Here is a 23,894-nt window from a genome sequence, read left to right as displayed (position 1 = left end):
ACGACGGCGGGCGCATCGCGCCACGCCTTGACGGACTCGAAGTCAGCTCACCAGGCGACGTCTCGTGGCGATCAGCTCGCGGAGCCGTATGCCACGGAGACGTTGCGAGGGCATCGACTCACGGGACGACTTCGCCTGGGCGAGAGCCGCCAGAAGTTCGAGACGTCGACGGCAGCGATCGGGGTCGAGCCGTTCTGGCGAGGGGGCCATGAAGCCGAGAGTGCCGAGCCGTACGACGTTCGTCAAGGGTCGATGGCCACATCGGCAGAACCACTGCTCAGGGCTACCGAGAGGGCACGTGTGGTGGTCGTCTCACCAGAGCGGGAAGTCGTAGGTGGCCACCCATCGCAACGTGACGAACAGCAGCGCGATCGACAGGGCCAGACCGCTCGCGACGGCCACGCCGACGGCCACGCCACGGTCGCCGAACAGGGCCAGCAACACGGCGACCGCCCAGGCGGCGAGCGCCGCGCCGATGGTCCACCACGCGTACGACGTCAGGCTGCTCCCGAGACTGCCGAACAGCACGAACCAGGCCGTGGTGGCGGACAGCCCGATGAGGACCGGGCCCGCGGTGACCGGGTGGGGCTCGCGGTAGGTGGGCCGCTGCGGCATCGCGGTGAACGGCGGGGACGGTGGTGGAACGTTGCGCGGCGGAAGGTAGCCCGGTGGTGGCGGCAGGGCCGCGGGCCAGGAACCTTGCCGGTCCGCCATCTGTCGCCCGCCTCCTCCCGATCACGCCACGCTCCCGATGAAGCCTAGCCAACCCCTCCACCGGTACGCGGTCTGCACGATTTCCGGTCATCTGCCAGGATGTCGCGGTGCGTTCACTCCGTACCCTCACTGGTTTGACGATCGCGGCGGTCTGCCTGGCCGGCTGCGGGTCCACCAACGGGTCGGCCACGCCGGCCTCGACCCCGCAGTTCGTCGACCCGGCGGCACAGGCGTCCTCGGCCGATCCGGCGGCGGCCCCCTCGGCCCCGGCCGGCGCCGCTCCCGCCCCGAGCGCCTCCCCCAGCGCGCCCGCGTCGCCGGTGAAGCCGTCGGCGAGCGCGACGGCCGCGGCCGACGTCGAGTACGTCTTCCCGGTCGACGCGTCGAACGTCGACTGGCACGACACCCACTCGAAGTACCCGGCGACCGACATCTTCGTGAACTGCGGCTCCCCGTTCGTCGCCACCACGAGCGGACGGGTGCTGGAGGTGAGCCTCACCGACACCTACGTCGAGGGGAAGCCGGACGGCCCGGCCAACGGTGGGCTGTCGGTGTCGATCCTGGGCGACGACGGGGTGCGCTACTACGGCTCGCATCTCAGCAAGGTGCAGTCCGGCATCCGGGCCGGTGTGCGGGTGAAGGCGGGGCAGCTGCTCGGCCTGACCGGCAAGACCGGCAACGCCAACGACGTCTGCCACCTGCACTACGGCATCTCGCCGCCGTGCGCGAAGACCGGCGACTGGAAGGTGCGGCGCGGCGTGGTCTGGCCCTACACCTACCTGGCGTCGTGGCGTAAGGACGGCCAGAAGAGCCCGGTCGCGTCGGTCGCCACCTGGAAGCGCAAGAACAACTGCCAGGCCTAGGCTCTGCGTCGTGAGCACAGCGGTGATCGGACTCGGGCTGATCGGTGGCTCCCTGCTGCGGGCGCTCGCCGCGGCCGGGCACGACGTGGTGGGCTACGACGCCGACCCGGCCACCCGGGAGGCGGCTCGCGCTGCCGGGTTCCGGGTCGCCGGCACGGTCGGCGAGGCGGTCCGGGGCACGGAACTGACCGCTCTGGCCGTACCCCTGACGGTGTTGCCCGAGGTGATCGCCGAGATGGCCGGTCACGACGGCCTGGTGACCGACGTGACCTCGGTGAAGGGTCCCGTGAGGGACCTGATGAAGGGTTTCCGGTTCGTCGGCGGGCATCCGATGGCCGGCAAGGAGACCTCGGGGTTCGCGGCGTCGGAGGCGGGCCTGTTCGACGGCTGTGCCTGGGTGCTCTGCCTGGAGCCGCACGACACCGACCTGACCGACTGGCTGTCGCTGGCGGCGTTGTTCACCTCGATGGGCGCGCGCGTGGTGCCGGTGACCGCGACCGAGCACGACACCGCGGTCGCCCAGATCAGTCATGTGCCGCATCTGTTCGCGGCCGTGCTGGCGCAGCAGCTGCTGGGGAACCCGCTGGCCGGGACGCTGGCGGCCGGATCGTTCCGGGACGGCACCCGGGTGGCCGCGACCCGTCCCGAACTGACCGCGGCGATGTGCGGGGGCAACTGGAGCGCCGTGCAGCGGGAGCTGCACCTGCTGATCGGCGAGCTCCAGCAGCTGGAGAAGGACCTGCTGCTCCGGGATCCGGTGTCCGAGCTGGCGCGATATCTGGAGCACGCCTCCCAGGCCCGGCGCGCCTGGCCGCCGGCGCCTGGTTCGATCCGGACGGTGACGGCCGACGTGCAGGCGCTTCTGGCGCTGGGCCGGGCCGGCGGATGGGTGACATCGGTGACCGGCGCCGAGGTTGTCGCCATGCGGCCAGGATCTGACCTCTTCATCTCCTAGCGTGGTGGGTGACGCCAGAAAGCCACCGCTGAGGAGTTTCGATGCCCGGTCAGGTTCGCCCCGTCACCGATGAGCAGGACGGTCTGCTCGCCTACCTCACCCAGATGCGGTACGTGATCAAGCTGACCGCCTACGGGCTCACCCCGGAACAGTTGCGGGCCACGCCGAGTGCCAGCGAGCTCAGCGTCGGCGGGCTGATCAAGCACTGCGCCTCGACCGAGGAGGGCTGGATGTCCACCGTCCGGGGTGAGACGAAGCCGATCGACTACCAGGCCTACGAGCGCAACTTCACGATGGCCGACGGGGAGAGCGTCGAGGAGCTGTTCGCGTACTACGACCGGGTGGCCGAGGCGACCGAGAAGACGGTCCGGGACATCGCCGACCTCGACCACCCGGTGCCGATCGACCACTCGGTGCCGTGGAACCCCAAGGAGTACGACGCCTGGTCGCTGCGGTGGGTGCTGCTGCACCTCATCCAGGAGACGGCACGGCACACCGGGCACGCCGACGTGATCCGGCAGACCGTCGACGGCGCCACCGCGTACCCGCTGATGGCGGCCGCCGAGGGCTGGCCGGAGTCGCCGTGGATGAAGCCCTGGAAGAAGGACTAGGGCCTCTCGCCCCGGTCCACCCGGATCACGCGACGGTCCGTGACGATCGCCGTCACCAGGTCGTACGGGGTGATGTCGAAGGCCGGGTTCACCGCCTCGCTCCAGGCGGTGACCTCGGCCGAACCCCGGTCCTCGATCTCCACCTGCGCGCCGGAGGGCGTGCCGACGTCGACCGTGGACTCCGGCGCCACCACCAGGAACGGGATGCCGGCCCGGCGTGCGCCGAGCGCGTGCGCGTACGTCCCGATCTTGTTGATCACGTCGCCGTTGGCGCAGATCCGGTCCGCGCCGAGGATCACCGCGTCCACCTCGCCCCGGGCCATCAGGAAGGGCCCGGCCGAGTCGACCGCCACCCGGTGCTCGATGCCCCACCGGGTCAGCTCCCAGGAGGTGAGCCGGGCGCCCTGCAACAGCGGCCGCGTCTCGCTGGCGATCACGCCGGCGAGCAGGCCGCGCTGGTGCAGCTCACCGACCACGCCGAGGGCGGTGCCGATGGTCACCGCGGCCAGCCCGCCGGTGTTGCAGTGGGTGAGCAGCCGGGGCCGGTTCCCGCACAGCTCGGCGACCAGGTCGGCGCCGAGCCGCGCCATCGCCGCCGACGCCTCGATCTCCTCGTCGCGGACCCGGCAGGCCTCGGCCAGCACGGCCTCCGGCCCGTGCGGGAGCAGCGCGGCGGCACGACGGGCTCCACGGGCCAGGTTCACCGCCGTCGGGCGCGCACTCTCGATCTTCCGTACGGCCACCGACAGCGCCGCCGGATCGTCGGAGTGGACCCGGGCCGCCAGCGCCACTCCGAAGGCCCCGGCGACACCGAGCGCCGGCGCGCCGCGGACCGCCAGCGACTGGATCGCCGCGATCAGCTCGCCCACGGTGTGCAGCCGCAGCACCCGCTCCTCGTTCGGCAGCGCGGTCTGGTCGATGATCTCGACGGCGCCGTTGACCCAGTCGATGGTCCGCATCAGCGTTCGGCCCGCTCGTTCAGCCGGTTCAGGATCTTCTCCAGGGTGTCCGCGCTCTTGCCCAGTTCCTCACCGGTCCACCGGGCCTTGATGGTGACGGTGGAGCCGTCGTGCAGGTCCATCTCGGCGCTGATCGGCACCGGCTTGACGATCCGGGCGGCGGTGACCTCCTCGTACGGCAGGTAGCGGTAGATCTGGGCCAGCGTCGCCGGGTCGTTGTTGGACAGCATCTCCTTGAGCCGCTTCTCGCCGTCGTCGGTGCCCTTGGGCGCGGGCACCAGGACGAGGCCGCGGTCCAGCATGATCAGGTCGGTCTCCTGGTCGTCGACCCGGACGTTGGCCATCGCCCCGATCACGTCCGAGCCGCCGGCCGTGGCGCGGGACTCGACGACCCGGGCCGCCTCGATCCGGATGCCGAGCGCGCCGAGCCGGGAGCGGGCCTCCGCCACGGTCTCCGGCACGACCGCCAGCTTGGCGATCTCGGCGAAGTCGACGGGCTGCCCGTCCCGGCCGACCAGCTGCGCCGGGCCGGACCAGGAGTGCAGGTAGCCGGCCACGCCGGAGCGCACCGCGGCGAGGGTGATCAGGTCGTCCATCGGGTCGGCGAAGGCGAGGGCGGCCTCCTTGCGGGTGGCGTCCGGGAAGAACTCGGCGGCCAGTTTGCCCAGCTTGCCGTCGGCGGCCAGGTCGAGGATCTCGGCCAGGCCGGCCTCCGGGACGCCGAGCAGCCGGGCCGTGGACCGGAAGATCCGGTCGGCGCCGCGCTGCCGGGCCGCGGTGATCGAGGCGGCGGTGAACTCGGGCCAGGGCAGCACCGGCCGGTCGCCGAAGTCGAAGGCCTCGGCCTGCAGGGCCCGGCCGAGCTGGTCGACGTGGGGCAGCAGGATCGTGGCCGGGCGCTGGTCGGCGGCGTGCTGGACCGGGGGCAGGGCCCGGATCGCGGTGATCCGCTCGCCGAGGGCCGGGTGGGTGTCCCACACCGAGGTCTCGTCGTCCGGCTCGAGGTCACGCAGGTTGGCCAGGGCGTCGGTACGGGCCGCGTGCATCCGCCCGAAGCCGCCGAAGATGTCGTCCGGCGCGTAGCCCAGCTCCACACCGTGGGCGACGTACTGTCCGAAGTAGAAGTTCCACGCGAAGGTGGCCACCGGCAGCTCGCGCATCACGCCGACGGCCGCGTCGGCGCCGGCCACCCGGACCGCCACCTCGTCGGCCTCGAACTCCTGCCGGCGGCCGACCGCGTTGCTGACCAGGCGGTAGAGCCGGCCGTAGCCCTTGAAGACCCAGCCGAACACGTTGTACCGGCCGACCCGGCTGAGCGTCTCGTACATGGCGAGCCGGCCCCGGTACGCGATCTCGCCGAGCCGGGTGTGCGAGCCGGAGTAGTGGCCGAGCTCGTGCCCGAGGACCGCGCGCAGCTGGTCGACGGTGAAGGTCTGCAACAGCGGCATGCCCAGGTAGAGGCGCCGGGTGCCGCCGATCAGGCCAAGCAGCCGGGCGTCCTCGCTGACCGCCGCGTTGACCATCGGCTCGAGGCGGATCTCGTCGGGGGCGCGGGTGCCGGCCGCGGCGGCCAGCTCGCGGACCGTCGCCCACAGCTCGGGCGCCTGCTCCGGGGTGATCAGCATGCCGGTCGGCTCGTCCGGCTTGGCCCGGATCGCCCGCCACAGACCGGCGACCACCGCGCCGACCGCCGCGAGCAGCAGCCAGCTGAGCTTGGCGGCGCCGGCGCCGTGCATGTGGGTCCAGATCTCGTAGAGCAGCCAGCCGACCAGGGCCAGCTGGAGCAGGCCCAGCACGTAGAAGCCGACGAGCATCGCGACCGAGACGGCGGCGCGCAGCGTAGTGGACATGACGGTGGTTCCCTCCCCGTGATGCGCCCGTCCGGGCGGCCGTCGGAAGATACCGACCTCGATATCCGTCCGGCAAGATCCGCAAGAGGTCCTAGGCTGCGGTTATGGCTTCTCGTGATCCGGTCGCCGATCTGCGGCGCATCGCGTTCCTGCTGGAGCGGGCGAACGAGGCGACGTACCGGGTGCGCGCCTTCCGGTCGGCGGCCGCGACCGTGTCCAAGACCCCGCCGGACGACCTGGCCGCCCGGGTCGAGGCGGGCACCCTGGCGAAGCTGCCCGGCATCGGCGACGTGACCGCGCGCTGCGTGGCCGAGTCCCTGGCCGGGGAGGAGCCGGTCTACCTGCGCCGGCTGACCGCCACCGAGGGCGTCGAGACACCGGCCGCGGCCGCCGCGCTGCGGGCCGCGCTGCGCGGTGACTGTCACGTGCACTCGGACTGGTCGGACGGCGGCTCACCGATCGAGGAGATGGCGCTGGCCGCCGCCGACCTCGGCCACGAGTACTTCGTCCTGACCGACCACTCGCCGCGGCTCACCGTGGCCCGGGGGCTGACCGCGGACCGGCTGCGGCGTCAGCTCGACCACGTGGCGATGCTGAACGAGGCGCTGCCCGAGGGGTTCCGCATCCTCACCGGCATCGAGGTGGACATCCTCGAGGACGGCGGCCTGGACCAGGAGGAGGAGCTGCTGGCCCGGCTCGACGTGGTGGTCGGCTCGGTGCACAGCAAACTGCGGGACGACGCGTCCCGGATGACACGGCGGATGGTGACCGCGATCGGCAACCCGCATCTCGACGTCCTCGGGCACATGACCGGGCGCAAGGTGTCGGCCGCCGGCGAGGGCGACGCCGCGCACCGCCGGGCCCGGACCCGGCCGCCCAGCGACTTCGACCTGGAGAAGGTGCTGGCCGCCTGCCTCGACCACGGCAAGGCCATCGAGATCAACTCCCGGCCGGACCGGCTCGACCCGCCGAAGCGGATGCTCACCGTCGCGGTGGAGGCGGGCTGCGTGTTCAGCATCGACACCGACGCGCACGCGCCCGGCCAGCTGGACTGGCTGGACTTCGGCTGCGAGCGGGCGGCGCTGTGCGGGGTGCCGGCCGACCGGGTGGTGAACACCTGGACGGCCGAACGCCTGCTGGAGTGGACCGGATCACACGGTTGAGATCCCGTAGGGTCGGCGCGTGGGACGAATTGACGAACTCGCGAACCGATACGTCGACGAATGGGCCGCGCTCAACCCGACCGGCGCCACCGCCACCGGCATAACCGGTTACGAGGACAAGACCGACGACCTCTCCCCGGAGGGCTTCGAGGCCCAGGCCGAGCTGCTCCGCCGGACCATCAACGATCTCGACGTGACCCAACCGGAACACGAATCCGAGCAGGTCGCCAAGGACGCCATGCTGGAGCGGCTGGGCCTGCAGCTGGCGCAGTACGACGCGGGCTACGTGAGCACCGACATCAGTGTCATCACCAGCTCGCTGCACGAGCTGCGGATGGTCCTCGACGTGATGCCCACCGAGGGCGAGCAGGCGGTCGCCGCCATCACGGCCCGGCTCAACGCCTTCCCGCACGCCCTGGAGCAGTACCGCCGGACCCTGCTCGAGGGCGCCGACGCCGGCCGGGTCAGCGCCCGGGCGCAGCTGCTGGCGGTGGCCGAGCAGTGCGAGGCGTGGACCGATCCGGCCCGCGACGACTTCTTCCACGGGCTGGCCCGGCGGCTGGGCGCGTCCGGCGCGCTCGCCAAGGAGCTGGAGCGGGGCGCGTCCACGGCGACCGCGGCGACCGCCGCCTTCGGTGACTTCCTCCGCGACGAGCTGGCCCCGCACGGCCGGGAGAAGGAGGCGGCCGGCCCCGAGCGGTACGCGCTGGCCTCGCAGTACTTCCTCGGCGCCAAGGTGGACCAGCTGGAGACGTACCACTGGGGTTTCGCCGAGCTGGACCGGCTGGAGCGGGAGATGCGCGCCGTGTCGGCGGCGATCGCCGGCGCCGGGGCGACGGTGGACGAGGCGGTCGCCGTGCTCGACGCCGACCCGGCCCGCAACATCCGGGGCAAGGAGGCCTTCCGGGACTGGATGCAGGCCCTCTCCGACCGGGCGATCACCGAGCTGAACGGTGTGCACTTCGACATCGAGGGGCCCGCCCAGAAGCTGGAGTGCTGTCTCACGCCGACCAGCGACGGCGGCATCTACTACACCGGCCCGAGCGAGGACTTCTCCCGGCCCGGCCGGATGTGGTGGGCGGTGCCGGAGGGCCAGGAGGTCTTCTCCACCTGGCGCGAGGTCACCACCGTCTTCCACGAGGGTGTGCCCGGCCATCACCTCCAGGTCAGCCAGACGCTGCTGCGCGCCGACCAGCTCAACCGGTACCAGCGGCTGCTCTGCTGGTGTTCCGGCCACGGCGAGGGCTGGGCCCTGTACGCCGAGCGCCTGATGGACGAGCTGGGCTACCTCACCGATCCGGGCGACCGGCTCGGCATGCTCGACGGGCAGGCGCTGCGTGCCGCCCGGGTGATCGTCGACATCGGCATGCACCTGGAGCTTCCGATCCCCCGGGACAACCCGTTCGGCTTCCACCCGGGTGACCGGTGGACGCCGGAACTCGGCTGGGAGTTCCTGCGGGCGCACACCCGGATGCCGGAGGAGGTCCTCCGGTTCGAGTGGAAGCGCTATCTGGGGTGGCCGGGGCAGGCGCCGTCGTACAAGGTCGGCGAACGGATCTGGTTCGAGGCCCGCGACGAGGCGAAGCGCCGCAAAGGTAGTGATTTCGACCTCAAGACGTTCCACCGGGACGCTCTGAACCTCGGTTCGCTGGGGCTCGACCCGCTCCGTAAAGCACTGGCCAGGATTTGAGTCATTCGGGTCTCTCCGTGCCGAAAACGGGACGGAGAGGCCCGCCGCGCAGTATCTGATCCGTCACTCTGCGCACCATTTCTCCGCTGAGCGATCGTTCAGCCACGCTCCGTGAATGAGTCGCTACCCAGATGTAACAAATCCGAAGTAGAACTCATATTCACGTCCCGCCTGAGGTGCGGATACGATCTCCGGCGGCGCTTCGCACTTGTTCCGGAAGCAGCGTGGACTGGGCCTTTCTCGATCCGGCCCCGGCCCGGGCGTTCGTACAGCCAAGTCGGCAGTGCCGCGTATCCCCCGATCAGCCGAGCGAACTCTGACCCTTGGAAAGGGGTTTTCTGAGGATTTCTCGGATAGATTGACCCGGATCGGTGCGCCCGCATGGCTACTCTCCGTAGCCCCCCATCGGCCCATCGCGTGTGCATGGCGGAGGACTAAAGCAATGTCAGTCTCGGTGAACAGCCGGCGAACGCGTTTACGCTCCGCCCTCGCGGTGGTGCTGACGGTTCTCGTCGTGTTGCCGACCGCAGCCCTGTTCCTGCGTGTCCTGGACGAGGTAAACACTCAGCGGGACGAGACGCAGCTCAAGCAGCACGGCGTCGAGTACCTCGCGACCCTGGCGCCGCTGGTCAGCGCCCTCGCCGAGTCGCAGTCGCAGGCTCTGCAGGGCGTCTCCACCGAGCCCCAGTCGCTGACCGCCGCCGTCGCCCGCGTGCAGGAGGCGGACGCGCGTCTCGGCGAGGAGCTGGACACCGCCAGCCGCTGGGCCGGCCTGAAGGAGAAGATCGGCCGCCTGCCCGGCATCGCCGGCAGCGCGCAGACCATCTACGACGCCCACGTCGAGGTCGGCGAGCTGGCCCTCGAGCTGTACAGCGAGGTCCGCGAGAACTCCAAGCTCAACATGGACCAGCAGTCCGACATCTGGTTCATCCAGGAGACCATCACGGTGGACATGCCCGAGGCGGTCACCAACGTGAGCCGGATGAGCGACTCGGCCAACATGCTGGCCGCCGCCTCCAACCAGCGGCAGCGGGCCGCCCTCCAGGTGCAGCTCGGCGTCGCCGTCGAGGCCGTCGAGGAGAGCGTCGAGGAGCTGACCGACCACCTCCAGGCCGCCGCCGAGGACACCGAGAGCTCCACGCTCGCCGGCAACCTGGTGAGCAACCTCGACTCGTTCCGTCGTGGCGTCGAGGCCGCCAACCGTGGCACCAACTACGGTGGCGACCCGAACGTGTCGACCCTGGTGACCGCGCAGAGCACGCTCGCCACCGCGCTGAACGCGCTGACCACGGTGACCCTCAAGGAGCTGTCGACGCTGCTCGAGGAGCGCGACGACGACCTCCAGATCCGTCAGATCGAGGCGTGGGCGCTGCTCGGCGTCTCCATCGCGCTGCTGGTGGTCGCCACCTTCTGGACCCGGAGCCGGGCCGCCCAGGTCCGCGACTCCCTCGACAGCAGCCGGGACTTCTCGGTGCGTGCCGACAGCGACGGCCCCGGGTCGTCCGCGGTCAGCCCGTACGACCAGGCCCCCGGCTACGGCGGCAGTGCTACTGGGCGGGAGCGTTCCGGTGCTCTTCGGTAAGTTCCGCATCCTGGGCAAACTCGCCCTGCTGATCCTCGTACCCCTACTCGGCGTCCTCGGCCTGAGTGTTCCGGTGATCTACGAGCGCATCGACGCGGCTCGCGTCGCCGGTGAGATCTCGGACACCATCCAGCGGGCCACCCAGGTCAGTTCGGCGCTCATCGAGATCCAGGAAGAACGCCTGCTCTCGGTCGGCTACCTACTCGGTCTGGTCGACCGCCGGACCCTGGTGGTGCAGAGCGCGGAGGCCGCCGACGCGGTGGCCGGGCTCGCCGACGACGACGCCCCGGCGGCCCTGCGCCGCGCCGTCACCGCCGCCACCCGGCTCAGCAACACCCGGCAGAACGTGCTGAACCAAGCGATCGACGTCTCCAAGGTCGTCGCGGATTTCACCAGCGCGGTCGACCCGCTGATCGACGGTCTGGGCCTGTCCGACAAGGCTGACCTGACCACCGGTCTCGGCCGGCAGATCTTCGCGCTGGACCGCTCCATGCGCTCCGACGACCTGATCAACCAAGCGGCCTGCTGGATGGCCTCGGCGGCGGTCGCGGCCACCAGCAACCCGCGGGACGCCGCGTTCCTGCTGAGCCAGTTCAACGCGACCTTCGCCCAGGTGGAATCGATCATCCGCTCGTCGCGGATCTACTTCACCGACCCGCAGTACAAGCTCTACCTCGCCAACCAGCAGGCGTTCGCCGCCCGTATGGGCTCCAGCTTCGTCAAGGGCCTGCAGACGAACCCGACGGGCGCGCTGCAGAAGCTGAACATCAGGATGGTCTTCCCGTCCCTCCAGACGGTCGTCGTTCTGGGTAGCTTCGTCGAGAAGCGCGTGGCCCAGGACGTGGACACCACGGCGACCGACAACCGGGACAGCGCCATCCGCCAGTCGGTGCTCCTCGGTGGCGGCACCTTCCTGCTGCTGATCCTGGTCGCCACACTGTCGATCATCATGGCCCGCGCGGTCGCCCGGCCGCTGCGCCGTCTGACCGTCTCGGCCGACCGGATCGCCCGCGCCGCCGAGTCCGAACTGGAGCGCGTGGCCGACGACGAGGCCGAGGCCCAGGTCCGGCCGATTCGACTCGACCCGGTCGACGTCGAGGCCCAGGACGAGATCGGTGACCTGGCCCGCGCGTTCGACCGCGTACAGACCACCGCCGCCCGGCTGGTGGAGCGCCAGGTTCTCGGTCGCCGTAACGTCGCCCAGATGTTCGGCCACGTCGGCCGTCGTACCCAGAACCTGGTCGGCCGTCAGCTGAGCCTGATCGACTCCCTGGAGCGCAAGGAGACCGACAGCGACCGGCTCCGCGAGCTGTACCGCCTGGACCACATGTCCAGCCGTCTGCGCCGGAACGCGTCCGCGCTGGTCGTGCTCTCCGGTGGCGCCGGCGCGAACGAGCACATGGCCCCGCTGTCCCTCTCCGACGTGGTCCGTCTCGCCCTCGGTGAGATCGAGGACTACACCCGTGTCGAGGTGGACATCCCCGAGGACATCGTGGTGGTCCCGGCCATCCTGGCCGACCTGACGCTGCTGCTGGCCGAGCTGCTGGAGAACGCCACCGCGTTCTCCCCGCCGCACACCAACGTCACGGTCACCGCCGACGAGCTGCGCGGCGGCGCCCGCCTCGCGATCATCGACCACGGCCTGGGCCTCGCGCCCGAGCGTCTGGCCGAGGAGAACGCGCGACTGACCCGCCGTGAGCGTCTCGACCTGGCCCCCACCGAGGTGCTCGGTCTGTTCGTGGTCGGCCGGCTCGCCCGCCGGCACGGCATCGAGGTGACCCTCACCGACACCCCGGACGGCGGCCTGACCGCCTGGATCGACCTGAACCCGTCGCACCTGGTCACCCGGGTGGAGAACCTCAGCGCGATCCCGGCGCCGAGCTTCCCGTCGGCCATCCCGGCGGCCCCGGTGCCGCCGCAGATCCGGGCCCCCGAGCCGGCCGCCGCGGCGCCCGCCTACTCGCCCGCCCTGCGGGGCAACACCACCGAGGTCGCGATCGCCGGTGGCGCGGTCCGTTCGGTGCCGGGCAGCCAGCAGCCGTTCGACCCGGTGGTGCTGGGCCGGGCCACGCAGATCGTCGAGGCCGGCCAGTCCTGGAACGCCTTCGGCGGGCAGTCCGCGCCGGCCCTCGAATCGGCCCCGGCCGCCGACCCGTACGCGGACCAGCCGGTCTACGACGCCGAGCCGGTGTACTCGCCGCGCCCGGCGTACCAGGAGCCGGCGCCCGCCTACGACATGGGCACCCCGGTGGCCGGCCGCGTCCCGCACTCGCGGCCGGAACTGCCCGCCGGACAGGGTGGCTGGCACACCCCGATGCCGCAGGAGACCGCCTGGGCCCCGGCGGCGGCCATCCCGGCACCGCCCGTGCCGGCGCCGGTCAGCCCCGCCCCGATCAGCCCCGCGCCGTACACCCCGGAGCCGGTCGCCGCTCCGCCGGTGCAGCGCGAGGAGACCGCCGCCGCCCCGCTGCGCCGCCGGGTTCCCGGCAGCCAGCTCCCGGCGCCGGAGGACACCACCGTGCAGCGGATGGCCGTACCCACCACGCAGGACGACGCGCTGGCCGCCCGGGCCATGTTCGACGCCTTCGAGGCGGGCGTCAGCCGGGCCCACGGTGACATCAGCGACACCGGCGTCTCGATGCCGGCTCCCGACCTCGGCACTCCGGCGTGGGAGACCCCCGCTCCGGCCTGGGAGGAGCCCGCTCCCGCGTGGGAGCCGCCGCCCGCGCCGATCGTTCCGCCGGCGCCGCCGTCCTCCAACGGTGGCCCGCAGCTGACCCGTCGTGTGCCGGGCGCCACCCTGCCGCTCGACGAGATGCGTCAACCGATCACCCCGCCGGCCCCGGCCACGCTCGACCCCGAGGCCGCCCGAGCCCTGATGGATCAGTTCGAGTACGGGGTCGCACTCGCACTGAATGAAAGTCAGCCACAACACGAGGGACAACCGCGATGACTTCCCCCTACTCCACCGCGCAAAGTCAGCTCAGCGCCGAAGCCAAAACCTTCAACTGGCTGCTGGACTCGTTCACCTCCGGTACCGCGGGCGTGATCGAGGCCATCGCGGTCTCCTCGGACGGCCTCCTGATGGCCATGTCCGCGATCAAGGACCGGCCCAACGCCGAGCGCCTCGCGGCCGTGGTCTCCGGGCTCACCAGCCTCGCCGGCGGTGCGGCCAGTTGGTACCGTCTGGGCGCCCTGAACCGGGTCATCATCGACATGGCCGACGGGTACCTGCTGGTGACCGCGATCAGCGCCGGTTCGGTGCTGGGTGTCATCGCCGACCGTTCCGCGAACCTCGGCACCCTGGCGTACGAGATGACGCTCTTCGCGACCCGTGCCGGTGGCGCGCTGAGCCCGCGTCTCATCGCCGAGTTGAAGAACGCAGTCCAGCAGTGATCCCCCCGGATTCCGACGACCCGGTACCTCCGGCGCGACCCGGAGTCCGGCCCTTCCTGCAATCCGGTTCCCAGCACTCGACCGGCGGCTACACCCCCACCGGGGAGCACCCGCCGGTCGAGGCGTCGACCAATACGCTGCGCCCGTTCGTCATCACGTCCGGGCGGACCGATGGAGGCGATCCCGACATCGGTATGGAGACCCAGGTGACGCTGGTGCCGGGTGCGCCGGCGTCCCGGCTCTCTCCGGAAACCAGGGCGATCGTGGCTCTCTGCGAGGAGAGCCCGATCTCGGTGGCCGAGATCTCCGCTCGACTCCACCTGCACCTGGGCGTGACCCGAATCCTGGTCGGCGACCTGCGTGCCACCGGCCAGCTCGACGTCCACGTGCTGGACAACGACACACCCGACCCCGAGACCATCATGCGAGTGATCCGTGGACTTCGATCCATCAGCTAACCGCGTCGTCGGTACCGCGCGCATACCCGGCGCGCCGGCGCCCAAGAAGGCGCCGGTTCCGGTCAAGATCATCGTGGCCGGCGGCTTCGGGGTCGGCAAGACGACCACCGTCGGCGCCATCTCCGAGATCTCGCCGCTCACCACCGAGGCCGAGATGACGTCGGAGTCCGTCGGCATCGACGACCCCGGCCAGGCGACCATGAAGACCGGCACCACGGTCGCGATGGACTTCGGCGTCCTCACCATCGACCAGACGCTCAAGCTCTACATCTTCGGTACGCCGGGGCAGACCCGTTTCGCCTTCATGTGGGACGACCTGGTCCGGGGTGCCCTTGGCGCACTGGTTGTGGTAGATACCAACCGAATAGACGACTGTTATCCGGCAGTCGACTACTTCGAGCGCCAGGGCCTCCCGTTCGTTGTCGGCATCAACACCTTCAACGGGCAGATGTCCTACAGCATCGACGAGGTTCGGTGGGCCCTCGCGGTTCGCGAGGACGTGCCGGTCATATCCTTCGACGCACGGTTCCGCGCATCCGTGCGGGATGCCCTTCTCGTCGTGCTGGACCAGGCACTCGACAAGGCGATCCGGATGAAGTCGTAGGGTGTGACCGGTCGCCCGGTCACGGATTCCGCATCGATCCCCGAGCGGGACGGTTCCCAAACCGGCCCGGCAAGGAGCAGAGTGGAAACCGGGCGACCGCGCAGCGAAAGAGGACGGTGACGTGCGAGGCGGACTGGACGACGCGCTCGACAAGCTCGCCCGGCGGGACGAGCTGAGGCGCCGCGCCGCCGGCGAGACCGGCACTCCGCCGGCGGTGACCGAGCTGGTCGAGGCGATCGCGGCCGTGGTGGCCCGGAACCCTCAGCTCGGCGTCACGGTCGGCGTCGAGGGCGCGGGCGACCCGATGCTGCTCCAATTCTCGTTCGCCGACGGCACGGTCCAGGTGAACGCCGACAATCGGGTCGCGGCCCGGGCCACCGAGTCCGCACCGCGGCACGCCGATTTCGAGATCGAGGTCGAGGAGCCGGCCGAGCAGCCGCCGCCCGTTCCCCGGGCCAGCCGCGACGACCAGGACCGCTTCGGCCCCACCGACTTCGAGTACCCGGAACCCGCCTACCAGGAGCCGGCCGCCTACGACGAGCCGACCACGGCCGAGCAGCCCTTCGTCACCAGCCGCCACGAGCAGATCTTCGGCCAGGATCCGGCCGGCTACGCCGACCTGGGCAACACCACGCCGCATCCCTTCGCCCCGACGCCACCTCCGCATGTGCCATCCCAGGCGACCCCGCACGCGTACGCGGCGCCGGCCGCACACGCCTACCCGGAGCCGCCGCACCCCACGGCCTTCTCCGCCCCGCACGCCGAGCCACAGCCGGGTTTCCCGGAGCCGCTGCCCGAGCCGATCCCGCTGCAGGTGGAGCGTCCCGAGGAGACCGAGCTGGCGGCCCGGCGCCTGGCGGCCATGCTGCGCGACAACCCGAGCCTCCTCGACTGAACGCGGCATTGCCACTACTCTCCGAAGTCGCTTGATCACTCTGCCCATCCGCCGGAAAACACCCCGTTTCCGCTGATCAGTGCGGTCTGAGATGTCTGAGTTCGACTGTTTGGCCGGTCTTCTCCTCCGTTCCGCTCACCACCCTTGAGTCACGCTGCGTAGCGACATAACGTCCTATTGCCTCCGAGAACGCGGCTCCATGGTGATCATCGCGGAGGAGTCCGGGACCCCCTCGAGAAAAGGCTCCGCATGTCTCGTCGTGAAGCCCACCTGGTCGGCGGCACCCGGTCGGAGGCCGTCCGGCTCGCCCCGGTCGCTCTCGCCATGCGCGAGGCCGGCCTGCTCGAGCCGGTCCTGCTGACCGGCGGCCCACACGCCACGACGGTCACCGGCGCGCTCGCCGAGTTCGGTCTCGAGCCGGACATCACGCTCCCGGCCGAACCGTCCACCGACGGCCGGGCCGAGCAGCTCACCGCGATGATCCGCGAACTGGACGAGCTGTGGTCGGTACGCACCCCGGCCGCCGTGATCGTGCAGGGCGACACCGTCACCAGCCTGGCCGGCGCGCTGGCCGCGTTCTGGCGCCGTGTCCCGGTCGTCCACCTGGGGGCCGGCCTGCGCTCGGGTGACCTGGAGTCGCCGTTCCCGGGGGAGAGCGACCACCGCCTGCTTGCCCAGGTCGCCGCCCTGCACCTGACGGCGACCCCGCTGGCCGCCATGAACCTGCTGGACGAGGGGATCCCCGCCGGCGACGTGCTGGTCACCGGCGACACCCTGACGGCCGGCGGGCGCCCGTACGGTGACGGTCTCGCCGCCGGGCGCACCGCGCAGGCCACCGCCGCCCTGCTGGGTCTCGCACCCGCCCCCGAGGCCCTGCCCGTCACCCCGCACACCGCCGACGCGATCCTGAACGGCTGAACACGATGGACGTAGTGGATGTCTGGGTCCGTTCGTGGACCAGTGGCGACGTGCCCGGGGCGAGGAAGCTGCTCGCCCCCGACGTCGAGGCGGAGTGGAATCTCGACGCCCCGGTCGACGACGAGGAGATGCTCCAGGTCCTGCACCGGATCGCCGCCTTCGCGGACGGCGTCTCGCTGGTGGGCCGGACCGACGCGGTGGACGGGTCGGCGCTGATCTACGACCTCGCGGCGCCGTTCGGCACCGCCCGCCTGGTCGAGTTCCTCGGCGTCGCGGACCAGAGCATCAACGAGGTCCGGCACGTGTACGACGTGACCGCGATCGATCGTTTCTTCCCCGGCCTGTACGCCAATTAGGCCGTTTTCTGTCCTGAACCGTGGGTAGCGTGCGGTCCATGGCATACGACTTCCAGATCGTCGTGGACTGCACCGAACCCCACACGCTCGCCGATTGGTGGGCCGAGACCCTCGGCTGGAACGTGGAGCCCCAGGACGAGGCGTTCATCAAGGAGATGGTCGCCAAGGGCTTCGCCACCGACGAGGAGACCACCCACCACCGCGGGAGGCTGGTCTGGCGGACCGGCGCCGCGATCCGCCACCCGAAGACCGATCAGCGGGTCCTCTTCCAGTTCGACGCCGCCGCCAAGACCGTGAAGAACCGGGTGCACCTGGACGTCTTCGTCGGCGCCGAGCAGCGGGACGCGGTCCGCGACCGGCTGGTCGAGCGCGGTGCCACCTTCCTCTGGGCCGGCCGGCAGGGCCCGCACTCGTGGCTGACGATGGCCGACCCGGAGGCCAACGAGTTCTGCGTCACCTGACCGGCAGGGCGCGGTCCAGCAGGGCGAAGAGCGCCTCCCAATGCCGCCGTTCGCCCTCCGGGTGGTGCATCGAGGTGTCCGACATGGTGAAGCCGTGCGGCGCGCCCTCGTACAGCTCCGAGGTGTAGGTGACGCCCGCCGCGTCGAGCGCGCCCTCCAGCGTCTTGATCTGCTCGGGCGTCATCGAACCGTCGTTGTCGGCGTGTGCGAAGTAGACCTCGGCGGTGATCGCGGCGACACCCGTGTGCGGGCTGTCCGGCCCGTCGGTCACCACCCCGCCGGCGTGGAAGCTGCCCAGCGCCGCGATCCGGTCCGGAAGCGCCGCCGCCACGAGCACCGCGTTGCGCCCGCCCATGCAGTAGCCGACCAGCCCGGCCGGCCCGTCCGCCACTCTCTCCTGGCGAGCGAGGAAGTCCAGGTAGGCGGTGGCGTCGGCGGTGATCCGCTCCGGGGTGAGGGCACGGATCATCGGCATCAGGCGGCCGAACGCGGCGCCCCGCTTCGCGCCGTCGGTCAGTTCGTCCGGGGTGACCAGGGGCCCGCTCGCGTCGCGGTAGAAGAGGTTGGGGACGAGGACCGCGTACCCCCGGCCGGCGATCCGCCGCGCCATCTCCAGCAGCCGCGGCCGCAGACCGAAGGCATCCATGAACATCAGCACCGCTGGGTACGGCCCGGTGCCGTCCGGCGTCACGAAATACGCCTCGGCGACGCCGTCAGCAGCCGGGACATCGATCTCACTGGGTGACATAGCGGCACCGTAACATCGGATCTCCGTGATTCACGCCGTACGTCGTATCCTGTGGCCCATGGCCACCCGGCTGCGTGCGGACGCCCGCCGTAACCGTGCAGCCCTGCTCGCCGCGGCGCGCGAGGTCTTCGCCGAGCAGGGCCTAGACGCGTCGCTCGACGAGATCGCCCGGCGGGCCGGCGTCGGCAACGCCACCCTCTACCGGCGGTTCCCGAGCCGCCGCCACCTGATCGCCGAGGTCTTCGCCAGCCACATGACCGCCGCGGTCCACCTGGCCGAGCAGGCGCTCGAGCATCCGGACCCGTGGGCGGCGTTCGTCGGCTACCTGACCCGGGTCTGCGAGTTGCAGGCCACCGACCGGGGGCTCGCCGAGTTGCTGGTCACCACGGCCTTCGACGACGACGAGCGGCTGGCCGGGTTGCGGATCGCGGCCCAGCGGCGGGCCGTCGACGTGCTGCTCCGGGCCCAGCGGGCGGGCCGGCTGCGGTCCGATTTCACCCGGGACGACCTGGGCCTGCTGATGATGGCGAACGCCGGGGTGGCACAGCACTCGGCCGATCCGCACGCCTGGCGGCGGCAACTCACCCTCGTCATCGGCGGCCTCGGCACGCGTTCGGCCTGAGGACCCCTTCGACGGTACGAACGGAGCGCCGTCTACCGCTGAGCGGCGAATCCCCGGCCCGCGTCGGCCAGCGCCTCCCGGGCCAGCGCCCAGAACGACGTCGCCGCGGGGTCCTCCAGCCACACGTTCATGGAGATGCGCAGGGCGGCCAGGAAGGTGGCGGCGAGCAGCGTCGCCCGTACCCCTGAGGGGTCCGGGTCCTTGATCCGGACCGCGACCTCGGCGGCCAGCTCGCGCTCCAGCTCGGCGAAGGTCCGCACCTGGGCGGCCGCCAGCGACGGGTGCCTGCGGACCAGACGGCTCCGGGAGATCCACTCGGGATCGGGATCGCCCCGGTCGCCGTAGAACTCGCCGGCGGCGGCGGTCAGCGCGGCCCACGGCGGCTCGCCGGCCGGACGGGCCCGGACCAGCCCGGCCAGGTTCCGCATCCGCCGCAGATCGCCGTAGAAGAGCGCCTCCTCCTTGTTGGCGAAGTAGTTGGAGAAGGTCCGCCGGGAGACACCCGCCTCGTCGGCGATCGCCTCGACCGTGATCCGCTCCGGCCCGTGCTCCAGCGCCAGCCGCAGGGCCGCCTCGTACAGGGCCTGCCGGGTGGCCTCCTTCTTCCGCTCCCGAAGACCCGCCTCACTCATGGCCTGAGCGTACCGGCGTGTGATTCAGTTCCCAACGAGCAAACTTGCACACTAGGCAATCTTCGGCCGACAGTTGTATGCAACAAGCATTCCGGGGAGGCCGCTTGCTTGACTTGATTCTGGAGGCCGTCTTTTGAGCGCACCCACTCTCGACCGGGTGGAGCAGAGCCCGATGACGCACCGCGAGATCATGGAAGCCCTGTCCGGCCTCCTGCTCGTGCTCTTCGTCGCGATGGCCAGTTCCACCATCGTCTCCACCGCCCTACCGAAGATCATCGGCGACCTGAACGGCAGCCAGACCCAGTACACCTGGGTGGTCACCGCCACCCTGCTGACCGCCACGGCATCCACCCCGATCTGGGGCAAGCTCTCCGACCTCTACAGCAAGAAGCTGCTGGTCCAGCTCTCCATCGTGTTGTTCGTGATCGGCTCGGTGGCGGCCGGCTTCACCCAGACCACGGAACAGCTGATCGCCGCCCGGGCCTTCCAGGGCCTCGGCATGGGCGGCGTGCAGGCCCTGGTCCAGGTCGCCATCGCCACGATGATCCCGCCGCGGGAGCGCGGCCGCTACAACGGCTACCTGGGCGGCGTGATGGCCCTCTCCACCGTCGCCGGCCCGCTGCTCGGTGGCCTGATCGTGGACACCGACGCGCTCGGCTGGCGCTGGTGCTTCTTCATCGGCGCGCCGTTCGCCGTGATCGCCCTGCTGGTCCTCCAGAAGACCCTGCATCTGCCGGTCATCCGGCGGGAGAACGTGAAGGTCGACTACGCCGGCGCCGGCCTGATCGCCGCCGGCGTCAGCATCATCCTGATCTGGGTGTCCTTCGTCGACGACTCGTTCGCCTGGCTCTCCTGGCAGACCTTCGCCATGGTCGGCGGCGGCCTGGCCCTGCTCGGCATCGCCACCTGGGTCGAGTCGCGCGTCGCCGAGCCGGTGGTGCCACTGCCGATCGTCCGCCAGCGCACCACGGCCCTGGCCATCCTCGGCAGCCTCGCGGTCGGCATGGCGATGTTCGGCGGCGCCGTCTTCCTCGGCCAGTACTTCCAGATCGGCCGCGGCTACAGCCCGACCGAGGCCGGCCTGCTGATGATCCCGATGATGTTCGGCATCCTGGTCTCCTCGACCATCGCCGGCAAGGCCATGACCAAGAGCGGCAAGATCAAGCCGTACGTGGTGGCCGGCACGATCATCCTGGTCATCGGGTTCGCCGGGCTCTCCGTGCTCGACCACGACACCCCGCTGTGGTACATCGGCTCGGCCATGGCCCTGGTCGGCGTCGGCGTCGGCATGTCCATGCAGAACCTGGTCCTGGCCGTACAGAACACCGTCTCGCTCAAGGACATCGGCGCGGCCAGCTCGACCGTCGCGTTCTTCCGGTCACTGGGCGGCACGATCGGCGTCTCGGTGCTCGGCGCGGTCCTCGCCCGGCGGGTCACCGACTCGATCAACGAGCAGCTCACCGCGATGGGCGTACCGGCGGGCGGCGGCTCGGGCACCAGCTCGCTCAACCTGAGCAGCCTGCCGGAGTCGATCCAGCACGTGGTCCGGTCCGCGTACGGGGACGCCACCGGGCACATCTTCCTGATCTCCATGGGCGTCGCGGTGATCGGCGTGGTGGCCGCGGTCGCCATGAAACCGGCCAAGCTGCGCTCGACGGTCGATGTCGGCACCCCGGCGAAGGTCCCCGCCGCCACGAAGTAGGGCAGATCACTCCGCACTCCTTGGAATGATCCGCTCACACAGCGCTAATCTCGGGTTTCCTCAGTAGTAACGTTCCCCGGCCGATGGTTCACGTCGGCAGAACAGAGGAGGCTCCGGATGGTGCAGTCGGTCGACGCCGAGGTGCTCTCGGCCGCCCTGCTCACCATCGAGGACGAGCGTTCCTGGGACGCACAGGCCGAATTGACCCGGGCGGTCTCCATCGAGGAGGCCGCCCGGGTTCTCGGCGATCCACTCCTGATCGCCCGGGCCCGGCTCTGCCAGGCCAACATGCGGATGCGCTCGGGCGACGTCGCCGCGGCCGCCGAACAGATCTGGCAGGTCCACGAGTGGGCAGTCGGCAACGACGCCCGGGTCCTGCTCGCCCGCACCCACCTGATCTGGGCCTCCATCCACCAGCACCTCGGCGACTTCGAACAGGCCCTGGAGCACGCGCTGCTCTCGGTCGAGCTGCTCGACGACGAGTCCACCACCCACATGCACATCTGGCACCGCACCAAACTCGCCGACGCGCTGTGGGCGGCCGGCTCGATGGACGCCGCCCGGATCCGCTACGCACAGGCCGAGGAGCTCGCCGTCCTCAGCGGGTCACCGGCCCTGCTCTGCCTGCTCAACAACCACGCCTACGCGGAGTACGACACCGGCCACCAGCAGCGCGCCGAAGAGGTCGCGGCCCGCCTCCAGCGGCTGGCCGACGAACGCGGCACCCCCCTCGAACCGGCGTTCCTCGACACGATCGGCGCCATCCAGATCGGCAACGGGCGGTTCGCCGAAGCCGAGGCCACCATGCGGCTGTGCATCGAACGGCACGCCGAGGGCCGGCACGAGGACGCCGACGCCCTCCCGGAGTACCTGCTGACCCTCGCCCAGGCACAGCGCGGCCTGCGGGCGTACCACCGAGCCCAAGCGAGCCTCGACGAGAGCCGCAAGCTCTGCACCGACCGCGACCTCGTCGAAGTCCTCGTCCGGGTGCACCAGGAGCAGGCCGAGCTGCACGCCGCCCGGGGCGAGTTCGCCGAGGCGTTCGCGGTGCACAAGACGTTCTTCACGGCGTACCAGAATCTGCACTCCCTCCAGCGGGAAGCGCGCACCCGTACCCGGCAGGCGATGTTCGAGACGATCGAGGCCCGGCAGGAGGCCGAACGGTTCCGCGAGCAGGCCCGCCGCGACCCGCTCACCGGGCTGCACAACCGCCGCCACGTCGACGAGGTGCTGCCCGCTCTGATCGAGTCGGACCCCGCACTCACCATCGCGCTGGTCGACCTCGACCATTTCAAACAGGTCAACGACCGGCTCTCGCACAGCGTCGGCGACCAGGTGCTGACCAAGGTGGCCGCCCTGATCGCGGACGGGGTGGCGGCCGCCTGCCCGGAGGGTTTCACCGCACGCATCGGTGGCGAGGAATTCCTCGTCGTGCTCCCCGCCACCCTCCCGGCCCCGGCGTTCGCCCTGCTCGACGGCATCCGCCGGGCGATCCGGGAGCACGACTGGCGCGACCTCACACACGGCCTTCCGGTCACCGTCAGCATCGGTGTCGCCGCCGCCACCGACGTCCCGGCGCCCACCCAGCCGACCCTGCTGTCCACTGCGGACGGTCATCTGTATTCTGCCAAGCACGCCGGGCGTGATCGCGTCGTCTCGGCCGCCTCCCGGGGGTACGCCTCGGCCGCCTGAAATCCGCCGTCACGGGGGTGAAGCCGGTCGATCGTTCGGGCTAGGCTGATGGCGCTCGGGCTAGACGGGTCGTGTCGCAAGGAGGCGGTCGTGACAGAGGACAGTTCCGCACCCACCGAGGTGGCTCCGCCCGGGGTCAACATCAACGTGCCGCACTCCGCCCGCATCTACGACTACTGGCTCGGCGGCAAGGACAACTTCGCCGTCGACCGCGCCGTCGGCGAGGCGATGATCCAGGCCATCCCCGGCATGAAGTACATGGCCGGCGAAAACCGGAGATTCGTCCACCGGGTGGCTCGCGACCTGGTCTCCAAGGAGGGCATCCGCCAGTTCCTGGACATCGGCACCGGCATCCCGACCCGGCCCAACCTGCACGAGATCGCCCAGGAGATCGCCCCGTCGACCCGCGTCGTCTACGTCGACAACGACCCGATCGTGCTGGTCCACGCCCGCGCCCTGATGATCAGCAACCCCGCCGGCCGCAGTGAGTACATCGCCGCCGACATCCGCAAGCCGCGCTCCATCCTCGACGACCCGGCCCTGCGCGACACCCTCGACCTGACCCAGCCGGTCGGCCTCACCCTGATCGCCATCCTGATGCTGCTCGCCGACACCGACGACCCGTGGACCACGGTCGCCGAGCTGCGCGACGCCCTGCCCTCCGGCAGCTGCCTCGCCATCACCCACCCGACCGCCGACTTCAACCCGGCCGAGGTCGACGCCGCGGTCGCCGCCGCCACCGGCGCCGGCATGACCCTGGTGGCCCGCAACCGCGAGGCGGTCGAACGCTTCTTCGGCGACTGGGAACTCCTCGAACCCGGCCTGGTCCCGGTCTCGGCTTGGCGCCCGGACGGCAAGGTCGACAACCCGGAGGCGGCCTACTACTGGTCAGGCGTGGCCCGCAAGCCCTGACCCTCCCACCCGCACCCTTCCCACCCGCACTCCTTCCCACCCTTCACCGCCTCACGCCCGCACTCCTTCCCGCCCCTCACCGCCTCCCGTCCGCACTCCTTCCCGCCCCTC

Annotated in this window: 23 protein-coding genes; 18 read left to right on the top strand and 5 right to left on the bottom strand. The window is 70.9% G+C overall.

Features of this window, described 5'->3' with window-relative positions; all coding sequences use genetic code 11:
- Positions 1-312 precede the first annotated feature (312 nt).
- Positions 313-714, bottom strand: a complete 402-nt coding sequence (locus J5X75_RS18955; RefSeq protein ID WP_208468723.1) for a hypothetical protein — start codon at positions 712-714, stop codon at positions 313-315.
- A 134-nt stretch (positions 715-848) separates the two neighbouring features.
- Here J5X75_RS18955 and J5X75_RS18950 point away from each other — a divergent pair, with 134 nt between their 5' ends.
- The 3 genes from J5X75_RS18950 to J5X75_RS18940 are packed head-to-tail and all read left to right on the top strand — an operon-like array spanning position 849 to position 3,143.
- Positions 849-1,577 carry a M23 family metallopeptidase gene (locus J5X75_RS18950; RefSeq protein WP_238488417.1) on the top strand — a complete coding sequence of 243 codons (729 nt, stop codon included), beginning with the start codon at positions 849-851 and terminating at the stop codon, positions 1,575-1,577.
- Positions 1,578-1,587: 10 nt separating this feature from the next.
- The gene (locus J5X75_RS18945; RefSeq protein WP_208468721.1) at positions 1,588-2,532 is read left to right on the top strand and encodes a prephenate dehydrogenase; all 945 of its coding nucleotides are present in this window, start codon (positions 1,588-1,590) and stop codon (positions 2,530-2,532) included.
- A 41-nt stretch (positions 2,533-2,573) separates the two neighbouring features.
- The gene (locus J5X75_RS18940; protein ID WP_208468720.1) at positions 2,574-3,143 is read left to right on the top strand and encodes a DinB family protein; all 570 of its coding nucleotides are present in this window, start codon (positions 2,574-2,576) and stop codon (positions 3,141-3,143) included.
- Here J5X75_RS18940 and mtnA read toward each other — a convergent pair.
- Complete coding sequence (gene mtnA, locus J5X75_RS18935; RefSeq protein WP_208468719.1) at positions 3,140-4,102, bottom strand: S-methyl-5-thioribose-1-phosphate isomerase; 963 nt, start codon at positions 4,100-4,102, stop codon at positions 3,140-3,142. The two genes, J5X75_RS18940 and mtnA, sit on opposite strands and share 4 nt — an antisense overlap.
- Positions 4,102-5,952 carry a M48 family metallopeptidase gene (locus tag J5X75_RS18930; protein WP_208468718.1) on the bottom strand — a complete coding sequence of 617 codons (1,851 nt, stop codon included), beginning with the start codon at positions 5,950-5,952 and terminating at the stop codon, positions 4,102-4,104. Before J5X75_RS18930 ends, mtnA begins: the two co-directional genes overlap by 1 nt.
- 104 nt (positions 5,953-6,056) lie before the next feature.
- Here J5X75_RS18930 and J5X75_RS18925 point away from each other — a divergent pair, with 104 nt between their 5' ends.
- From J5X75_RS18925 to J5X75_RS18875, 11 genes are all read left to right on the top strand, one after another.
- Positions 6,057-7,115: a PHP domain-containing protein gene (locus J5X75_RS18925; RefSeq protein WP_208468717.1), complete on the top strand. Its 1,059-nt coding sequence runs from the start codon at positions 6,057-6,059 to the stop codon at positions 7,113-7,115.
- A gap of 19 nt (positions 7,116-7,134) precedes the next feature.
- A complete protein-coding gene (locus tag J5X75_RS18920) occupies positions 7,135-8,805 on the top strand; it encodes a DUF885 domain-containing protein (RefSeq protein ID WP_208468716.1) in 1,671 nt (556 codons plus the stop codon).
- A 514-nt stretch (positions 8,806-9,319) separates the two neighbouring features.
- The gene (locus tag J5X75_RS18915) at positions 9,320-10,387 is read left to right on the top strand and encodes a hypothetical protein (RefSeq protein WP_307798149.1); all 1,068 of its coding nucleotides are present in this window, start codon (positions 9,320-9,322) and stop codon (positions 10,385-10,387) included.
- A complete protein-coding gene (locus J5X75_RS18910) occupies positions 10,374-13,340 on the top strand; it encodes an ATP-binding protein (RefSeq protein WP_208468714.1) in 2,967 nt (988 codons plus the stop codon). Before J5X75_RS18915 ends, J5X75_RS18910 begins: the two co-directional genes overlap by 14 nt.
- On the top strand, positions 13,337-13,783 hold the full coding sequence (locus tag J5X75_RS18905; RefSeq protein WP_188120236.1) for a roadblock/LC7 domain-containing protein: 447 nt from the start codon (positions 13,337-13,339) through the stop codon (positions 13,781-13,783). The genes J5X75_RS18910 and J5X75_RS18905 overlap by 4 nt, the downstream gene beginning before the upstream one ends.
- Positions 13,780-14,241 carry a DUF742 domain-containing protein gene (locus tag J5X75_RS18900; protein ID WP_208468713.1) on the top strand — a complete coding sequence of 154 codons (462 nt, stop codon included), beginning with the start codon at positions 13,780-13,782 and terminating at the stop codon, positions 14,239-14,241. Before J5X75_RS18905 ends, J5X75_RS18900 begins: the two co-directional genes overlap by 4 nt.
- Positions 14,219-14,845, top strand: a complete 627-nt coding sequence (locus J5X75_RS18895; RefSeq protein ID WP_307798148.1) for a GTP-binding protein — start codon at positions 14,219-14,221, stop codon at positions 14,843-14,845. Before J5X75_RS18900 ends, J5X75_RS18895 begins: the two co-directional genes overlap by 23 nt.
- Positions 14,846-14,966: 121 nt before the next feature.
- Complete coding sequence (locus J5X75_RS18890; RefSeq protein ID WP_208468712.1) at positions 14,967-15,740, top strand: hypothetical protein; 774 nt, start codon at positions 14,967-14,969, stop codon at positions 15,738-15,740.
- Between the two features lie 249 nt (positions 15,741-15,989).
- Entirely contained in the window at positions 15,990-16,658 is a 669-nt protein-coding gene (locus J5X75_RS18885) for a UDP-N-acetylglucosamine 2-epimerase (protein WP_208468711.1), read from the top strand.
- A 5-nt stretch (positions 16,659-16,663) separates the two neighbouring features.
- Positions 16,664-17,014 (top strand): hypothetical protein, encoded by a 351-nt coding sequence (locus J5X75_RS18880; protein ID WP_208468710.1) that lies wholly within the window; start codon positions 16,664-16,666, stop codon positions 17,012-17,014.
- 38 nt (positions 17,015-17,052) lie between these two features.
- Positions 17,053-17,475, top strand: a complete 423-nt coding sequence (locus J5X75_RS18875) for a VOC family protein (RefSeq protein WP_208468709.1) — start codon at positions 17,053-17,055, stop codon at positions 17,473-17,475.
- Here the strand turns inward: J5X75_RS18875 and J5X75_RS18870 are convergent.
- On the bottom strand, positions 17,468-18,223 hold the full coding sequence (locus J5X75_RS18870) for a dienelactone hydrolase family protein (protein ID WP_208468708.1): 756 nt from the start codon (positions 18,221-18,223) through the stop codon (positions 17,468-17,470). The two genes, J5X75_RS18875 and J5X75_RS18870, sit on opposite strands and share 8 nt — an antisense overlap.
- A gap of 58 nt (positions 18,224-18,281) precedes the next feature.
- Between J5X75_RS18870 and J5X75_RS18865 the strand changes: the two genes are divergently transcribed.
- Positions 18,282-18,845, top strand: a complete 564-nt coding sequence (locus J5X75_RS18865) for a TetR/AcrR family transcriptional regulator (RefSeq protein WP_208468707.1) — start codon at positions 18,282-18,284, stop codon at positions 18,843-18,845.
- Between the two features lie 32 nt (positions 18,846-18,877).
- Here J5X75_RS18865 and J5X75_RS18860 read toward each other — a convergent pair whose 3' ends face one another.
- Positions 18,878-19,477, bottom strand: a complete 600-nt coding sequence (locus J5X75_RS18860; RefSeq protein WP_208468706.1) for a TetR/AcrR family transcriptional regulator — start codon at positions 19,475-19,477, stop codon at positions 18,878-18,880.
- A gap of 133 nt (positions 19,478-19,610) precedes the next feature.
- On the opposite strand from J5X75_RS18860, the gene J5X75_RS18855 reads away from it, so the two are divergent.
- From J5X75_RS18855 to J5X75_RS18845, 3 genes are all read left to right on the top strand, one after another.
- Positions 19,611-21,179 carry an MDR family MFS transporter gene (locus J5X75_RS18855; RefSeq protein ID WP_372450904.1) on the top strand — a complete coding sequence of 523 codons (1,569 nt, stop codon included), beginning with the start codon at positions 19,611-19,613 and terminating at the stop codon, positions 21,177-21,179.
- A 117-nt stretch (positions 21,180-21,296) separates the two neighbouring features.
- Entirely contained in the window at positions 21,297-22,871 is a 1,575-nt protein-coding gene (locus J5X75_RS18850) for a GGDEF domain-containing protein (RefSeq protein WP_208468705.1), read from the top strand.
- 48 nt (positions 22,872-22,919) lie between these two features.
- On the top strand, positions 22,920-23,783 hold the full coding sequence (locus J5X75_RS18845; RefSeq protein WP_208468704.1) for an SAM-dependent methyltransferase: 864 nt from the start codon (positions 22,920-22,922) through the stop codon (positions 23,781-23,783).
- Positions 23,784-23,894 lie beyond the last annotated feature (111 nt).

It is taken from the genome of Actinoplanes flavus (assembly GCF_017592555.1).
Classification (GTDB): domain Bacteria; phylum Actinomycetota; class Actinomycetes; order Mycobacteriales; family Micromonosporaceae; genus Actinoplanes; species Actinoplanes flavus.
The sequence above is the reverse complement of the archived record's forward strand: the minus strand, read 5'-3'. Positions and strand labels throughout refer to the sequence as shown.

Excerpts from the sequence above, each read along its gene's own strand:
- J5X75_RS18955 (WP_208468723.1), bottom strand. The coding sequence starts at position 714 with ATGGCGGACCGGCAAGGTTCCTGGCCCGCGGCCCTGCCGCCACCACCG.
- J5X75_RS18940 (WP_208468720.1), top strand. The coding sequence starts at position 2,574 with ATGCCCGGTCAGGTTCGCCCCGTCACCGATGAGCAGGACGGTCTGCTC.
- mtnA (WP_208468719.1), bottom strand. The coding sequence starts at position 4,102 with ATGCGGACCATCGACTGGGTCAACGGCGCCGTCGAGATCATCGACCAG.
- J5X75_RS18930 (WP_208468718.1), bottom strand. The coding sequence starts at position 5,952 with ATGTCCACTACGCTGCGCGCCGCCGTCTCGGTCGCGATGCTCGTCGGC.
- J5X75_RS18925 (WP_208468717.1), top strand. The coding sequence starts at position 6,057 with ATGGCTTCTCGTGATCCGGTCGCCGATCTGCGGCGCATCGCGTTCCTG.
- J5X75_RS18905 (WP_188120236.1), top strand. The coding sequence starts at position 13,337 with ATGACTTCCCCCTACTCCACCGCGCAAAGTCAGCTCAGCGCCGAAGCC.
- J5X75_RS18885 (WP_208468711.1), top strand. The coding sequence starts at position 15,990 with ATGTCTCGTCGTGAAGCCCACCTGGTCGGCGGCACCCGGTCGGAGGCC.
- J5X75_RS18880 (WP_208468710.1), top strand. The coding sequence starts at position 16,664 with ATGGACGTAGTGGATGTCTGGGTCCGTTCGTGGACCAGTGGCGACGTG.
- J5X75_RS18875 (WP_208468709.1), top strand. The coding sequence starts at position 17,053 with ATGGCATACGACTTCCAGATCGTCGTGGACTGCACCGAACCCCACACG.
- J5X75_RS18870 (WP_208468708.1), bottom strand. The coding sequence starts at position 18,223 with ATGTCACCCAGTGAGATCGATGTCCCGGCTGCTGACGGCGTCGCCGAG.
- J5X75_RS18865 (WP_208468707.1), top strand. The coding sequence starts at position 18,282 with ATGGCCACCCGGCTGCGTGCGGACGCCCGCCGTAACCGTGCAGCCCTG.
- J5X75_RS18860 (WP_208468706.1), bottom strand. The coding sequence starts at position 19,477 with ATGAGTGAGGCGGGTCTTCGGGAGCGGAAGAAGGAGGCCACCCGGCAG.
- J5X75_RS18850 (WP_208468705.1), top strand. The coding sequence starts at position 21,297 with ATGGTGCAGTCGGTCGACGCCGAGGTGCTCTCGGCCGCCCTGCTCACC.
- J5X75_RS18845 (WP_208468704.1), top strand. The coding sequence starts at position 22,920 with ATGGCGCTCGGGCTAGACGGGTCGTGTCGCAAGGAGGCGGTCGTGACA.